The sequence below is a fragment of the Halorubrum sp. T3 genome (assembly GCF_000296615.1).
Lineage (GTDB): Archaea > Halobacteriota > Halobacteria > Halobacteriales > Haloferacaceae > Halorubrum > Halorubrum ruber.
In genome coordinates this window covers 376,287-388,432 of the sequence record NZ_JH815329.1, presented here as the reverse complement: position 1 = coordinate 388,432, position 12,146 = coordinate 376,287, and the positions used below count along the sequence as shown (strand labels likewise).

Below are 12,146 nucleotides of genomic sequence, written 5' to 3'. Positions count from 1 at the left end.
TCAGATCGCCTCCCTGAGCGCGGCCAGCGCCGCCGTGATATCGGCGTCGTCGACCGAAACGTGACCTCGCATCGGCGTCCCCCAGCCGTCGCCACCGACCTCGCCGGCGGCGGTCCGGCAGGCGTCGCCGAGGTTGATCGGTTCGGCGGCCGCGTCGCCCACTGCGCGGCCGCCACCGGTCGCCACGGCCGCCAGCCGGCCCGCGCTCTCGTCGAGCGCGACCGCGACGGGCTCCGGCGACCGGAAGTCCCGGACGAGTCGGGCGACCGTCGGGAGGACCGCGGGCGAGCCGTCGGCCGCCGCGGTGTCGACGCGGGCGACGACGCAGCCGTCGTACCGGCCGACCGTCGCGGCGTCGAGCGCGCGGTGGGCCGCCAGGCCGTGGCGGCGCCACGCGTCGAGCGCGGCCGTCCGGAGCGACGGGTCCGGGTCGCTCGCGAGCGCGAGCGCGACGCCCGTCCCGGGCGCCTCCCGGGCGAGCGCGTCGAACACGTCGGCGTAGCCGCCGACCGTCTCGAACGGGCCGTCCGTCGCGTACGGGCGGAGCGCGCGCTCGACCGCCGAGGCCGCGCGCTCGCTCGCGTCGTCGCCGTCGACCGCGTCGACCGCGACCAGCGACGCGAAGCGTCGGCGGTCGTCGGCGTCGGGGTCGGTCGGGAGTTCGAGGGGGGCGAGCGCTTCGCGCGCCGCCTCGGGGTCGCCGGAGTACCGGGTCCGCGCGAGCGTCGAGGCCGCGAGGGCCTCCGCTCGGGACGGTTCCTCGTCGACCGTTCCCGAGACCGGGAGCGCGACGCCGGGGCGCCGCTCGACGCGGTCAGCCCGCTCCGCGGCGTCGAGCGCGTCGCCGGAGCCGTCGGCACCGGGGATCGACCCGGCCGCGACGACGCCGGCGAGCGCGACCACGGGGTCGGGCTCGACGCCGAGCGCGCGAGCGACCGCGAAGGCCGCCGTGCTGGCCGGCCGTCCCGTCCCGGGGATCGCGTGCGGGCCGCGGTCGACGCCGACGGCCACCGCGACGCCGTCGTCGACGTCGTTGGGGACCGGGTCGGGGTCGACGCGCGCCTGGAACGGCGTGCCCGTCGCTCGGAGCGCTCGCGCGAGCAGCCCCGCGGCTGCCAGCGCGTCGCCGTCGTCGGTCGCGACGAGCCGGACGAACGGCGCGTCTGCGAGGACGCCGGCGAGCGCGTCGGGGGCGGGCGTGGCGGACGTCGCTTCGGTCATGGGTGGTGGGGTCTCGTGGGCCGCTGTCGCCGCGTCGGGGCGCTTACTCCTCGAGGTACTCGACGGCGTTCTCGTAGGTGTACGTGAACTCCTCGTCGATCTCGTCGCCGCGGTAGTAGTTCGCGAGGCGGCGGATCTTCGACTCCGTGTTCTGGAGCGCGCGCTTGTTCTGGTGGTCCTGCCCGTTCTCCTCCATGTGCTCGCGCAGGCGGATCGCCTGCGACATGAGGTTGCGGAGGTCCTCGGGGATGTCCGCGTCGGCGTCGTGCTCCTCGAGGATCTCGGTGACCTTCTTGCCGGTCGCCAGCTTCACGTCGGGGACCGGGACGCCCTTGACGCCCTCGTCGCGCAGCTTGAGGCCGATGACGCTGGGGTCGTGGCCCTGCTCCGCCAGTTCGACGACGCGGGACTCGATGTCCTCGGCGTCGACGTCGCTCCACTCCGGGGTCTCGTCCGTCGCCGGCTTGTCCGAACCGGACGAACCGCGACGGCGCGTGTGCATTCGTGCCATTGTCTGTCTGGTTGGAACGGCACAACCGCAACGTGACCGCGACTCCGCGCGGCGCGGCTACGAATCCCTCGCGAAGCGAGCGATCCGACCGGACGGGCCGCGCGAGCGGCCCGCCCGACCGCGACGCCGGAGGCGTCGGCGCACTGCTACATTCCCAAGCCGCGGGCGAAAGGGCCCCGGCGAGTCGGATCTGCAGCTGTGCTGTTCCCGTCTGCGGAGTCGCCGTCCGGGTTCTTAAGCGTGTTCTTGTGGGGCGGAGTGGCGGGCGCGTTCCAGCGCTCTCGCCGTCCGCCGGTTCGCTCCCCGCCGCCGGCGGTTTTGTTCCGCGCGAGTTCTCCGCGGAAGGGAGGATTTAGGTGAGTAGTCGATGTTCGGAGCGGTGTGACCGATAGATGACCGAAACCAGAGACGGGACTCCGCCGGCGACCGACGGCGGGGAACCGCCCGAGGGAAGCGAGTTCGGCGTCGGCGAGCAGAACAGCGACGGCCCGCGGATCGAGTTCCGCGGCGGGAAGTGGGCGAGCACGGTCCCGCTCGCCTTCTTCATCGGCTGGGCGATCTTCCAGAGCGGCGTCCTCGGCATCGGCGACACCAACGGGCTCGTCGTCGGCGCGCTGATCGGGACGACACTCGGCATGTTCCTCGTCCGCGGGGACTGGAAGAGGTACGCCGACACGATCTTCGAGGGGATGACCCAGCGCGTGGCCGCGACCGCCATCGTCGCGTGGCTGTGGGCCGGGATGTTCGCCCAGACGCTCCAGGTCGGCGGCTTCGTCGAGGGGCTCATCTTCGCGGCCGACGCCCTGAACGTCGGCGCCGCGACGTTCCCGGCGGCCGCGTTCGTCCTCTGCGGCCTCCTCGCGACCGGCATCGGGACGGGCTACGGCGCGACCGTCGCGTTCGTCACCCTCTTTTTCCCGGCCGGGGTCCTCATCGGCGCGAACCCCGTGCTGCTGTTCGCCGCGATCCTCTCGGGCGCCGTCTTCGGCGACAACCTCGCGCCCGTCAGCGACACGACGATCGTGAGCGCGGTGACGCAGGACGCTGACATCGGCGGCGTCGTCGCCTCGCGGTTCAAGTACGCGATCGGGGCGGCGGTCCCGGCGTTCGCCGCCTACCTGATCGCCGGCTCCGTCATGTCCGGCGTGGAGCTTGAGGGCGCCGTCGCGCTGCGCGAGTCCGCGAACGCCCTCGGCTTGGTCCACCTGCTTTCGATGGGGATCGTCATCGTCACCGCGGTCGCCGGGCGCCACATCGTCGAGGCGATCTCGTGGGGGCTGCTCGTGGCGATCGCCTTCAACCTCCTGTTCGGGTTGTCGAGCGCGAGCGACATCGTCGCCTTCACCGTCACCGAGGCCGGCTCGCTCTCCGGGCTGCCGGTCGTCGAGGTCGGTGAGACCGCGGGCGTCGGCGGGAGCCTCTACTCCGGCGCAGTCGGGTTCTTCCCGCTCATCGTCCTCACGCTCCTGATCGTCGCGATGGCGCAGATCATGATCCGCGGCGGCGGCTTCGAGGCGATCCAGACGTTCCTCCTCGACCGCGTCGCGACGACGGTCCGCCGGGCGGAGCTGACGATGGTCCTCGGCACCGCGACGATCAACGGGATGATCACGATCAACACCGCCGCGGAGATCGCGATCGCCCCGTACGTCGCCCGCATCGGCGAGAAGTTCAACATCAACGGCTACCGGCGCGCGAACATCTTAGACGCCAACACCTCCGCGCTCGGCTACATCTTCCCGTGGGCCGGCGGCGTGCTCGTGGGGTACCAGGTGATGGTCGGCCCCGACGGCCTCGGCGCCGAGTACGGCCCCGAGATGGTCGTCAACCCGATCGAGGTCGTGCCGTACGTGTTCCACGGCTGGTTCCTCGTGGCGATCTTCGTCCTCGCCGCGATCACCGGCTTCGGGCGGGAGTACATTCCCGACCGCGTCTCCGAGGAGGTGTCGCGGGCATGAGCGTCTTCGACAAGTTCCTCGCCGGCTGGTCGTTCCGCGGGTCGACGCCGGACTACGCGGCCGGCGACGTCCTCGAAGTGATGGTGACCGGCGAGGAGAACGGCGGCCACGTCGCCCGCATCGGCGACTCGACGCTGCGGATCGAGGACGCGCCGGCGGACGCGATCAACACTCGGATCATCGTCGACGTGGAGTCGTGGGACGACTCGGCGCACACCGGCCGGGCGACCTACCGGAAGACGGTGGGCGAGAGCGCGTTCTAATCGGTAACCGAGATGTATTTTTCAGGGGTCGTTGATCCGACTGTTTGCCTATAAATAGCTCTGTTGAAACCCTATTCTTCAGACACATTATCGTCTGGAACAGCCGCTCGCTGAAGAGTGCTTCTTGGTCGGTTTCGGGAGTGAGTTCCGCAGATCGGTAGCAGCGATTCGATATTTAAATAGTCGCCAGCGGCGCCGACGCCCGTTTATAAAAAGAGTGCGGTGGCGCGCCTGCGAGCGGCCGGAGCGAAGCGGAGGCCGCGAGCCAGCCCGCGAGGGACGCGGTGAGCGCTCGGAGAGCGCGAACCGCGAGGCTGGGGAGGCGTGAGGTGCGGTGCTGAGCGGTGCGGGGTGGGACTCAAAGGGGCAGCCGTCGAGGCGGGCGGAGGCGAAGTAAGCACCGCAGGAACGAGCAACGCGAGTGACGAGGAGCACAGCGAGCGTCCGCCCGCCTCGACGGCTGGGGCTTTGGAGGCACTCGCCGCAGTAGCGTCGACCATTTATAAACAGCCGACAGCAACACCGCGCTCTGGTTTATAAATAACCTCGCTCACAATGTACTACACCTACTCCCGAAATCGCTCGTCGCTACGTCTGTACTGAGCGATTGAGGGTGTGAAACTATCAGTCTCTGAGTATATCAACAAAGCCTTATAAATGGATGATGGCGGATCAGCGGTGAACACCACCAACGTGCCAACCGATTTGGCATAAATGGTTGACTTCGGATCGACGGCGGACACCGCCAAAGCCCCAGCCGCTCGTTTATAAATAGTTGATTCTGGATCTGTGGCGAACACCGCCAAAGCCCCAGCCGCGAGGACTCGCGCGGCTCGCTGCGCGCTTCGGTCGCTCACTTCGTTCGCTCCCTACAGTGCTTACGTCGCCGTGCTTCGCCCTCGCGGCTGCCCCTTTGAGTCCCACCCCGCACCGCTCCGCACAGCACCTCTCACCTCCCCAGCCTCGTCAGTCGCCTCCGCTTCGCTCCGGCGACTGACTCCCTCGCGCGTGCTCCTCGCGGCCGCCGATGGCGGCCGCTCGCAGGCACGCGCCACCGCGTTCTTTTAAATATCATATCGCCGGAGCGGGGTTCAGCCGCCGCGAATCGGCGGAGAGCGGCGCAGACCGGGGCGCTTTTTATGACTACGGTCGAACCGTCGGGTGTGCTATCGGTCGAGCTCCACGCGCACTCCGCGCTGTCGTACGACGGGCGCGACCCGGTCGAGCTCCTCTTGGAGCAGGCGGCCGCGGTCGGGCTCGACGCGCTCGCCGTCACCGACCACGACGAGATCGACGCCAGCATCGAGGCGGCCGAGAAGGCCCCCGACTACGGCCTCGTCGGCATCGTCGGCATGGAGGTGACCTCGGCGGTCGGCCACGTCCTCGCGTTCGGCATCGAGGAGCGCGTCGAGAGCGGCCTCCCCTTCGACGAGACGCTCGATCGGATCCGCGATCAGGGCGGGATCGCGGTCGTCCCCCACCCCTTCCAGAAGTCCCGCCACGGCGTCGCCGCGCACATCAGCGACGAGCAGCTGGCGAGCGCCGACGCCCTCGAGGTGTACAACTCCCGGCTGTTCACCGGACGCTCGAACCGACAGGCCGAGAAGTTCGCCGTCCGCAACGGCCTCCCGATGACCGCCGGCAGCGACGCCCACATCTCCGAGATGGTCGGGCAGGCGGTGACCGAGGTGGGCGCCGACGAGCGCTCCGCCGCCGCCATCCTCGACGGCATCGCAGACGGCCGGACGAGCGTCGTCGGCAAGCGCACCCCGTGGCGGGTCTCGCTCAGGCAGTTCGGCGGCGGGGCCAAGCGCCGCGCGCTCCGCGCGCTCGACGCCCTCCGGTGACCGCGACGATGACCCCGCAACCTACCGAACTGCGCGGCGCCTCCGCGGACCGCGTCCGCGTCGCCCTCCGTGACGGCGACCCGCTCCCGGGCGGACTCGGCTTCGCCGGCCTGCTGGCCGACCCGCCGGACCGCGACTCTCCCGGCCACGACCCGCCGAGCCGCGAAGGGCCTGTCCTCGTCCGCGACGTCCTGGGCCGACAGCCGCTGTTCGTCGAGCGGGAAGCGCTCGATCCCGAGTCACCGTCGGACCCGACCGCCCCGGACGCGTGGAGCTTCGACCGCGGCGCGCTCGACGATCCGGAACCGGTCCCGGCCGGGAGCGTCGTCTCGGCAAGCGGGACCGAACGCGTCTGGCGGCTCCCCGACACCGAGCCGACAACGGACCGAGAGGTCGCGCTGTCGGCGGTCGACGACGCGGTGAGCGCGGCACTCGACGACCTCGCCGCTACTTCCCGGCCCGTGGACGCCGTCGACGACGAGCCCTCCGACGGCGGCCTCGCGGTCGCCTTCTCGGGCGGCGTCGACTCCGGGCTCGTCGCGGCCGCCGTCCCCGAGGCCCCCTGCTACGTCGCCGGCTTCGAGGGGAGCCACGACGTCGCGGCCGCGCGCGACGCCGCGAGCGCCATGGAGCGCGACCTGCGGGTCGTCGAGATCACGCACGAGGACCTCCGGCGCGCCGTCCGCGCAGTCGCGGCCGCGACCGGTCGCCGGAACCCGATGGACGTCGCCATCGCGGTGCCGCTGTACCTGACGGCCGAGGCGGCCGCGGCTGACGGGTTCGGCCGGCTCGCGATCGGCCAAGGCGCCGACGAGCTGTTCGGCGGCTACAGCAAGGTCGTCGACCCCGCCGAGGACCCGCGCGTCGACGCCGACACCGTCCGCGGGGCGCGGACGGAGACCGTCCGCACGCTACCCGACCAGTTAGAGCGGGACGTCCTCGCGCTCCGCGCCGCCGGCGTCGAGCCCGTAACGCCGCTGCTCGACGACCGGGTCGTCGCCGCCGCGCTGGCGCTCCCCGACGACCTGCTGGTCGACGGGGACGAGCGGAAGGTCGCCCTCCGCCGGGTCGCGGCCGGGCGCGTGCCGGAGTCGGTCCATGCCGCGGACAAGAAGGCCGTCCAGTACGGCACGTACGTCTCCCGCGAGCTCGACCGGCTCGCGCGGCGGGCTGGCTACAAGCGGCGGATGGACGACCACGTCGGGAAGTACGTCGAGGCGCTGTGTAGCGATGAAAAACCGGCCGGTGAGGGCCGGAGCTGACCAAGTCGCCGCGCGGAGTACCAGTCCTGCGGCCGACGCCCGTTCGAACGGGCGTCTACTGAAACGTCGACAGGACGGCTATAAAATCCGGGCAGTAGCGACAAATATGACTCTGTCGCGGCCGGGAAGAAAACGATCGTCCGCGAATAAGACCGATTACTGCCAGATGTCCGTATCAGAGACTCGCTTTGCTGGGGGAAGTTAACGATTATCCGGGCGAAAACCGACCGGTTCGCGGACTCGGCGGCGGTCGCTGCGTCAGCGGACCAGGTACGGGTCGCTGCCGGCGATGAACCGCCCGAGGTCGCTCTCGCGTCGGAAGTCGGTCGAGCGAAGCTCCCCGAGCGAGTCGACGAGCCGGTCGGCGTCGCCGTCCGACCAGTCGGCGGGATCTTTGATCGGGACGACGAGCCAGCCGGCGCCGAGCAGCTCCTCGCCATGGAGCGCGTCCATGTCGATCTCGGTCTTCCAGGCCCGCGCGGTGTAGGTCTCCAAGACGTGTTCGGTCGCCCGCGCGCCGACCGGGAGCAGCACGTGGGCCGCGATGGCGCGGACCTCGGCGTCGAAGAAGCGCTCCATGTCGTCGTAGTCGTCGTCGTCCGGGGTCCCCTCGCTCTCGCACATGTGGAGGTACGAGAGGAACGTCCGGTCGGTCGAGACGGGGTCGACCGCGGTCGGGTCGCCCTCGCGCGCGACGCCGTCGGGGGCGACACCCTCGGCGAGCCCCGCGATCAATCCGGCCGCTTCGAGCGCCGACAGGAACGCGGGCGACCACGCCTCTCCGGTGAAGGGGACGCCCGCCGCGCTCCCGCCGTGGACGCCGGGGTAGTCGCCGACGACGTGGAAGTCGGCGTTGGCGTCGCCGTAGCCGGGGACGAACGAGGGGCAGTCGGGGCGCATCCCGAAGGGATTCCGGGTTCGGTCCGTGACGTTCTTCACGCGACCGGTTAGGCGTTCGCTCGGTTATATCGCGTTCGGTCCGGCGCGGCTCTCGCTCGGTCCGACGCGGTGCGACCCACACGCGGTCGGAGCCGGCGGGACAGAGCCGACGCGAAGCGCCGATGCGAGGCGCACGAACCGCCGTGAATTCTCATAAGTTATGGAGATAAACGGGGTCAAACCGGGCTGGGATACGCGTCGATCGGCGCGGGACGGGAGAAGTTTCAGGATCGTTAATTTATGACCGGAAACCGCAAGACTGCGTCGGGTCACTCTCGGGGACAGGCACGGAAGATATTTATATATCCCCGCGTTCGGCTCGGGCAGAAGTCCAATGTTCGACCGCATCCGAACCGCGGCCCTCTTCGGGCTGCACCAAGCGACCGTCGCCGCCGGGATCTCGCTGTTCCCGGTGGCCGTCTTCGCGCGCCAGCGCCTCGGTATCAACGTCCCCGTCGGCCGACTCGTCGAGACCACCACCGAGGCGTTCGAGACCGCCGCCGAGGAGTGATCACGCGCCCGCAGTAGCTCGTTTTGCCCAGCCGACCGAACGCCGAACCGACCCAGAGCGACAGCGCCGTCGATCGTGCGGGCGTCCCGTCACCCCGTCTCGAGCGCGCCCGTCCGGTCGCCGTCGACCGGTCGCAACCCGGCGACGGATAGGCCCGTCGGAACCGGTCGGCGGCCCCCGAAGGGTTGCCTTTATCAGCGCGCCGAGCCAACGAGCGTGTAATGCGAACACCGACTGGCGACCTCTCCGATGGGCCGGCCGCCGACTTAGGCCGCGACCAGCCCGTCTTCGGACCGGAGCTCGGCGAGTTCGAACACAGCGAGCGCCGCGCCGCCAAGGCGGAGGAGGACGGCGAGATGAAGACCGGGACCACGACCGTCGGCATCAAGGCCGACGACGGCGTCGTGATGGCGACCGACATGCGCGCCTCCCTCGGCGGCATGGTCTCCTCGAAGGACGTCCAGAAGGTCGAGGAGATCCACCCGCGCGGCGCCCTCACCATCGCCGGCTCCGTCTCGGCCGCCCAGAACCTCATCTCGACGCTCCGCGCCGAGACGAGCCTCTACGAGGCCCGCCGCGGCAAGGACATGTCGATGGAGGCGCTGTCGACGCTAACCGGCAACCTCCTCCGCTCCGGCGCGTTCTTCGTCGTCCAGCCGATCCTGGGCGGCGTCGACGACGAGGGCGCGCACATCTACTCCATCGACGCCCTCGGCGGCACGACCGAGGAGGAGTACACCGTCACGGGCTCCGGGTCGCAGTACGCGCTCGGTGTCTTAGAGCAGGAGTACGACGACGAGGTCACCATCGACGAGGCGAAGACCATCGCCGCGAAGGCGATCCAGTCCGCCGTCGAGCGCGACCTCGCGTCCGGCAACGGGATCAACGTCGCGGTCGTCACCGACGACGGCGTCGAGATCACCCGGTACAAGGAGTTCGACGACCTGCTGTAAGGCGGCCCGCCGACGAGGCGAGTCAGGCAACCCTTTTCGCTGCGATTTTCGACGGCGTTTCACTCCCTACCGGCGGCCACGTCGACCGGCTGTCCCGAACTCACCGCCGTAAGCCCGGCGGCGCGCGGATCCCGTCGCCCCAGTAGAAGCGCGGGCCGAGCAGGAGGTAGCCGCACGAGAGGAACAGCAGCGCGAACGCGAACCCCTCACCGATCCACGCGGGGAGCGCGCCGGTCGCCATGTGGCCGGCGGGCGTGAGGATCACGGCGGCCTGCACGACGCCCATCACGAGCGCGTCCTGCGCGTGGAGGTCGGGGTACGTGACCGTCGAGCCCATGAGCAGCGCGAACGCGGTGGTCGCTCCGACGAGGAGGAGGGGAGCGGTGTAGCCCGCGATGACGGCGGCCGCGAGTACCGTCGCCGCCAGCGTGGTCGGGACGCCCACCGTCTCGCGGGCGCCGTCCTCGTCGACCGTGTAGAGGCCGAGCCGGGCGACCGCGGCGGCGACGAACAGCGCGCCCGCGCCGACGCCGGCGCCGACGAGGACGGGGTCCGTCGCGAACGAGCGCCCGTCGCGGACCACGGCGGCCACGAGGAAGGCGGGCGCCACGCCGAAGGAGGCGACGTCGGCCAGCGAGTCGAGGTACGGCCCGGCCGGCGTCGACCCGCGGTGGCGGGCGACGACGCCGTCGAGCCCGTCGGCGACCGCCGCGAGGAGCACGAGGCGGGCCGCGAGCGCGACGTCGACCGTGGCGGCGACGACGGCGAGGAAGCCGACGGCGGCGTTGGCCACGGTCACCGCGTCCGCGAGCCCGAGCCGCCGAGCGAACCGCAGAGGCATACCGTATCGGTCGACGAGACGGGTTTTAGGGCTTGTTATCTCGTCGACGCGGGCGGGCGGTTCGCGTCGCGAGCGCGGTGTCGCCGACGCGACCGGCCGCCGTCAGGGCACGTACCAGATGCCGCGTCCGAAGTCGAGCCACTCCCCGACGACGACGTGCGGCATCGCGATGACGCAGACGAAGATGGTGTAGAAGGCGACGGCGCCGGAGAGCAGCGACCCCCCGGCCAGCGGGTTCGGCGCGACGGTCCACAGGGCGGCCGCGACGGTCGCCGTGACTAAGGCGCCGACGACGAGGACGCCCCACGCGACGACGAGCGAGACCCCCTCCGTTCGGTCGGGCTGCTCCTGCTCGACGACCATGCTCCGCGCCGACTGCCGCAGCGAGTACCACAGCGGGAAGTACAGCCCGATGGCGACGACCACGGGCACCAAGGCGAAGTACGCGACGAGCAGCAGCGTCTCCGCGGCGTCGAGAAGCCACGACCGGCTCACGCCGCCGGTCGAGCGGAGGCTCGTCGCGAGGCCACCACCGAGGTGCGCGAGCACGCCGAGCCCGAACGCCGCGCCGAGCGCCGTCGTGACCCCCTCGGGGTTCGACGCGGCCGGCCCGGCCAACTGCCCGTCGAAGACGCCCAGCATGATGCCGGTGAAGCTGTAGTAGGTCTCCGTCCAGAAGACGGCGGGAACGATCATCACGGCCCCGCCGCGGACCAGCGCGGCGAGGCCGCGCTGGGGCTTGGTCGGGAGATGGTCCGTACCGACTAAGGCGTCCATCACGCGCAGGTCACCGTGTCCGCCCTTGGCGACGGCCGTCCCGAACGCGAGCGCGAGCGCGGGCAGCGGCGCGACGACGAACAGCGCCACGAACGACGCGACGAAGCCGAGGTACAGCGCCACGTACCGCGCGCCGAACGGGAGCCCCCGCCGGCGGAGGTTCGAGAAGTGTTCGTACCCCCCGTGCGGGAGGTTCAGCGCGACCATCCCGACGAGGTACGCGATCATCTGGGTCCGAAGCGACAGGTCGGTGCCGGCCGCGGAGAGCGCCCCGAACCCGACCGCGAGCAGGAGCAACGCCGCGCGGGACGCACCGATGGCCGTCCGTTCCGGTTCACCGAGGAGCCGCCGCACCGGACTCGCCGTCGACGTCGACATGGGTGTCAGTAGGGGCGTTACGGGGTTAGGGCCTCGTCGCCATTATTCGGTCTTTTATATTCTCGGCTCTGTCGGAACCCCCACTTTTCAGATGAATTTCGTCGGAAACGGTCGGTCGCTGAAGAGTGCTTCTCGATCGGTTGCGGGAGTGGGTATCGCAGATCGATGGCGACGAAACGGTATTTAAATAGCCGTGAGCGACAGCGATGAGCGCTTATAAATGGCAGGCGGTGGCGCGCCTGCGAGCGGCCGGAGCGAACCGGAGGCCGCGAGCCAGTCCGCGAGGGACGCCGCGAACGCCCGCAGGGCGTGAGCGGCGAGGTTGGGGAGGCGTGAGGTGCGGTTGCCGTGCTGGGCGGGGCGGGACTCAAAGGGGCAGCCGCGAGGCCGACGTAGGCGACGCAAGCACTGGAAGGAGCGAACGAAGTGAGCGACTGAAGCGCGCAGCGAGCGTACGTCGGCCTCGCGGCTGGGGCTTTGGGGACGTTCACCGCCGCAGCGTCGGTCACTTATAAATAGCCGACAGCAACACCGCGGTCCAGCTTATAAACAACCACGCAATCACACTGAGCGACGTACTACACGTACTCCCGAAATCGCTCGTCGCTACCCCTGTACTGACCAGCGCCAGCTCAGAACGCGTCACCTGTGAGGGTTCGACGGAGCCGTGTTTCTGTTCGGCGAC

Annotated in this window: 11 protein-coding genes; 6 read left to right on the top strand and 5 right to left on the bottom strand. The window is 70.4% G+C overall.

Features of this window, described 5'->3' with window-relative positions:
* Complete coding sequence (locus tag B378_RS0104110; protein WP_017342553.1) at nt 1–1,221, bottom strand: hypothetical protein; 1,221 nt, start codon at nt 1,219–1,221, stop codon at nt 1–3.
* A gap of 43 nt (nt 1,222–1,264) precedes the next feature.
* Nucleotides 1,265–1,732, bottom strand: a complete 468-nt coding sequence (locus tag B378_RS0104105) for a 30S ribosomal protein S15 (RefSeq protein ID WP_026046173.1) — start codon at nt 1,730–1,732, stop codon at nt 1,265–1,267.
* A gap of 392 nt (nt 1,733–2,124) precedes the next feature.
* Between B378_RS0104105 and B378_RS0104100 the strand changes: the two genes are divergently transcribed.
* The 4 genes from B378_RS0104100 (at nt 2,125) to B378_RS0104085 (ending at nt 7,062) form a co-directional block, all read left to right on the top strand.
* Complete coding sequence (locus tag B378_RS0104100) at nt 2,125–3,690, top strand: Na+/H+ antiporter NhaC family protein (protein ID WP_017342551.1); 1,566 nt, start codon at nt 2,125–2,127, stop codon at nt 3,688–3,690.
* Entirely contained in the window at nt 3,687–3,953 is a 267-nt protein-coding gene (locus B378_RS0104095) for a hypothetical protein (RefSeq protein WP_017342550.1), read from the top strand. The genes B378_RS0104100 and B378_RS0104095 overlap by 4 nt, the downstream gene beginning before the upstream one ends.
* A 1,163-nt stretch (nt 3,954–5,116) precedes the next feature.
* Nucleotides 5,117–5,800: a PHP domain-containing protein gene (locus tag B378_RS0104090; protein WP_017342549.1), complete on the top strand. Its 684-nt coding sequence runs from the start codon at nt 5,117–5,119 to the stop codon at nt 5,798–5,800.
* Between the two features lie 8 nt (nt 5,801–5,808).
* On the top strand, nt 5,809–7,062 hold the full coding sequence (locus tag B378_RS0104085) for an asparagine synthase C-terminal domain-containing protein (protein WP_044965585.1): 1,254 nt from the start codon (nt 5,809–5,811) through the stop codon (nt 7,060–7,062).
* 258 nt (nt 7,063–7,320) lie between these two features.
* Here the strand turns inward: B378_RS0104085 and B378_RS0104080 are convergent, their stop codons facing one another.
* Entirely contained in the window at nt 7,321–8,001 is a 681-nt protein-coding gene (locus B378_RS0104080; RefSeq protein ID WP_017342547.1) for a uracil-DNA glycosylase family protein, read from the bottom strand.
* A 334-nt stretch (nt 8,002–8,335) separates the two neighbouring features.
* On the opposite strand from B378_RS0104080, the gene B378_RS17010 reads away from it, so the two are divergent.
* Together B378_RS17010 and psmB are read left to right on the top strand one after the other, a co-directional pair.
* Nucleotides 8,336–8,512 (top strand): hypothetical protein, encoded by a 177-nt coding sequence (locus B378_RS17010; protein WP_017342546.1) that lies wholly within the window; start codon nt 8,336–8,338, stop codon nt 8,510–8,512.
* A 221-nt stretch (nt 8,513–8,733) separates the two neighbouring features.
* Nucleotides 8,734–9,465, top strand: a complete 732-nt coding sequence (gene psmB / locus B378_RS0104070; protein ID WP_017342545.1) for an archaeal proteasome endopeptidase complex subunit beta — start codon at nt 8,734–8,736, stop codon at nt 9,463–9,465.
* A gap of 100 nt (nt 9,466–9,565) precedes the next feature.
* Here psmB and B378_RS0104065 read toward each other — a convergent pair whose 3' ends face one another.
* Both B378_RS0104065 and B378_RS0104060 read right to left on the bottom strand, forming a co-directional pair.
* The gene (locus B378_RS0104065; RefSeq protein WP_007346080.1) at nt 9,566–10,306 is read right to left on the bottom strand and encodes a protein sorting system archaetidylserine synthase; all 741 of its coding nucleotides are present in this window, start codon (nt 10,304–10,306) and stop codon (nt 9,566–9,568) included.
* Nucleotides 10,307–10,408: 102 nt separating this feature from the next.
* Nucleotides 10,409–11,461: a Brp/Blh family beta-carotene 15,15'-dioxygenase gene (locus B378_RS0104060; protein WP_017342544.1), complete on the bottom strand. Its 1,053-nt coding sequence runs from the start codon at nt 11,459–11,461 to the stop codon at nt 10,409–10,411.
* Nucleotides 11,462–12,146: the final 685 nt, after the last annotated feature.

Excerpts from the sequence above, each read along its gene's own strand:
- B378_RS0104110 (WP_017342553.1), bottom strand. The coding sequence starts at position 1,221 with ATGACCGAAGCGACGTCCGCCACGCCCGCCCCCGACGCGCTCGCCGGC.
- B378_RS0104105 (WP_026046173.1), bottom strand. The coding sequence starts at position 1,732 with ATGGCACGAATGCACACGCGCCGTCGCGGTTCGTCCGGTTCGGACAAG.
- B378_RS0104100 (WP_017342551.1), top strand. The coding sequence starts at position 2,125 with ATGACCGAAACCAGAGACGGGACTCCGCCGGCGACCGACGGCGGGGAA.
- B378_RS0104095 (WP_017342550.1), top strand. The coding sequence starts at position 3,687 with ATGAGCGTCTTCGACAAGTTCCTCGCCGGCTGGTCGTTCCGCGGGTCG.
- B378_RS0104085 (WP_044965585.1), top strand. The coding sequence starts at position 5,809 with ATGACCCCGCAACCTACCGAACTGCGCGGCGCCTCCGCGGACCGCGTC.
- B378_RS17010 (WP_017342546.1), top strand. The coding sequence starts at position 8,336 with ATGTTCGACCGCATCCGAACCGCGGCCCTCTTCGGGCTGCACCAAGCG.
- psmB (WP_017342545.1), top strand. The coding sequence starts at position 8,734 with ATGCGAACACCGACTGGCGACCTCTCCGATGGGCCGGCCGCCGACTTA.
- B378_RS0104065 (WP_007346080.1), bottom strand. The coding sequence starts at position 10,306 with ATGCCTCTGCGGTTCGCTCGGCGGCTCGGGCTCGCGGACGCGGTGACC.
- B378_RS0104060 (WP_017342544.1), bottom strand. The coding sequence starts at position 11,461 with ATGTCGACGTCGACGGCGAGTCCGGTGCGGCGGCTCCTCGGTGAACCG.